The 2222-nt window shown below is 49.7% G+C and carries 2 protein-coding genes; both read left to right on the forward strand.

From position 1 onward, the window contains the following. Window positions 1-1371, forward strand: a 1371-nt coding sequence (istA, locus tag T472_RS05150) for an IS21 family transposase (RefSeq protein ID WP_040906749.1), incomplete at its 5' end; no start/stop codon positions are given. Further along, a complete protein-coding gene (gene istB / locus T472_RS05155) occupies window positions 1364-2107 on the forward strand; it encodes an IS21-like element helper ATPase IstB (protein ID WP_023388438.1) in 744 nt (247 codons plus the stop codon). The genes istA and istB, both read left to right, overlap by 8 nt. The last annotated feature ends 115 nt before the right edge of the window (window positions 2108-2222 follow it).

Below are 2222 nucleotides of genomic sequence, written 5' to 3' on the forward strand. Positions count from 1 at the left end.
CTCCTCTTTCCGGAACGGTCCCTGGATTCGGACCGAATGCCCCCGGATTTTGAATATGTCCACAAGGAGTTGGCTCGAAATGGCGTAACCATGACACTGCTATGGGATGAGTACTGCATCCAGTGCCGGGACATCAGCAAGATTCCCTATATGTACACTCAGTTCTGCAAGCTCTACAGGGACTTTGCCATGAAGAACAAGGCAACCTCGCATATCCATCGGAAACCGGGAGATACCTGTGAGGTGGACTGGGCAGGCGATACGACATCTCTCATCGATAATGTCACCGGAGAATGCATCGATGTCTATGTGTTCGTAGCTGCTCTCACATGCAGTTCCTATGCCTATGTGGAGGCCTTCCTCAACATGGATACTGAGAGTTGGATCACCGGACACATCAATGCCTTTCGCCACTTTGGAGGAGTGACACGCATCCTTGTCCCGGATAACCTTAAAACGGGTATTTCCAAGCCGCATCCAGTCGATCCCACCATCAATAAAGTCTATCAGGAAATGGCGGAGTACTATGGCACTGTCGTCATACCGGCCAGAGTGAAGATGCCACGGGATAAGCCAATGGTGGAATCCACGGTGGACACCATCTCCACCTGGATCATTGCAGCTCTTCGTAAGCAGCAGTTTTTCAGCATAGGAGATCTGAACAGAGAAATAAGGAAGAAGCTTCTGGAGTTCAACAGCAAGCCTTTCCAGAAGAAACCAGGATCGAGGCTCAGCGCTTTTCTCGAGGAAGAGAAGATGCACCTGATTCCCTTACCGGCATTGCCCTATGAACTAGCTACGTGGAAGATCGCTACCGTGCAGTTCAACTATCACGTTTCTGTAGAGAAGAACTACTACTCCGTACCGTATGAATACATCAAGCATAAAGTCGATGTCAGAATGACAAAAAGAGTGATCGAGATCTACTACCACCATACACGTATCGCCTCACACGTTAGACTGCTTGGTAAAACCGGACATTACAGCACCAACATCGACCACATGCCTGACAAGCATCGCGACTACGCCCTCTGGGATGGAGACCGATTCATCCGGTGGGCCGCAGCCAACGGAATACATACGGAGATCGTCGTCAGATCGATACTCCACTCCCATAAGATTGAACAGCAGGCCTACAAGTCATGCTTCGGTCTGCTCAAGCTTGCGGACAAATACTCCGTGACAAGGCTCGAAGCCGCCTGCAGAAGAGCCCTCTCCTATACGCCTAATCCCAGCTACAGAAGTATCCAGACCATCCTGAAGAATGGTTCCGATAAGCTTGTGGAAACTGCAGCGGTAGAGCCTAAGAAGCAAGCACAGGGATTTGTCCGTGGTGCAGAATACTACGGAGGGGTGAAGAAGAATGATTAAGGATAGCACACTGTCCAAACTGAATGAGATGCGGCTGACCGCCATGGCGGAAGCTTTCCAGGCACAACTTCAGGATTCAACTTTCCAGGAGTTGAGCTTTGAGGAAAGATTCGGAATCATGGTCGATATTGAATGGTCAAGGCGGAAAAGCAATAAGCTGCTAAGGTTGATCCACAAGGCAGACCTGAAGTTCAGCTCGGCTTCCGTGGAGGATATCCACTATCTGCCGGACCGAAAGCTGGACAAGGCCCAAATCGCCAGATTAGCGTCCTGCCAGTACATCAGCGAAAAGCACAATGTCATAATCATGGGTGCTTCAGGAAACGGCAAGTCGTTCCTGAGCTGCGCATTGGGGATAGCTGCCTGCCGGAACTTCTACACAGTCAAATACATACGCCTTCCCGATCTCCTTGATGAACTCACGGTGGCCCGTGGTGAAGGGGTGTTCAAGAAGACAATGCGTCAGTACAAGACCGTAGACCTCCTGATCCTCGATGAGTGGTTGTTGTCTCCATTGAATGATGCTGCTGCCAGAGACCTGCTGGAGATAGTCGAAGCTAGGTACATGCTGGGATCGATAATATTCTGCTCCCAGTTTGCGCCATCTGAATGGCATGACCGGATCAATGAAGGAACCCTGTCTGAGGCGATTCTTGACAGAATCATCCACAATGCCTATAGCATCATAATTGACGGAAAGGTATCCATGAGAGAGCGTTACGCACTGAAACCTTAAGGTCCCAATTGAGCCACCTCAGGGTGGCTCAATCACAGAATAACTATGGCTCTCTTATTCCGTTTTTGTGGCTCTAGCTCAGCGTACTCATTGCTCATTTTGAGCATAATATTCA

The organism is Youngiibacter fragilis 232.1 (genome assembly GCF_000495435.3).
Classification (GTDB): Bacteria; Bacillota; Clostridia; order Clostridiales; family Clostridiaceae; genus Youngiibacter; species Youngiibacter fragilis.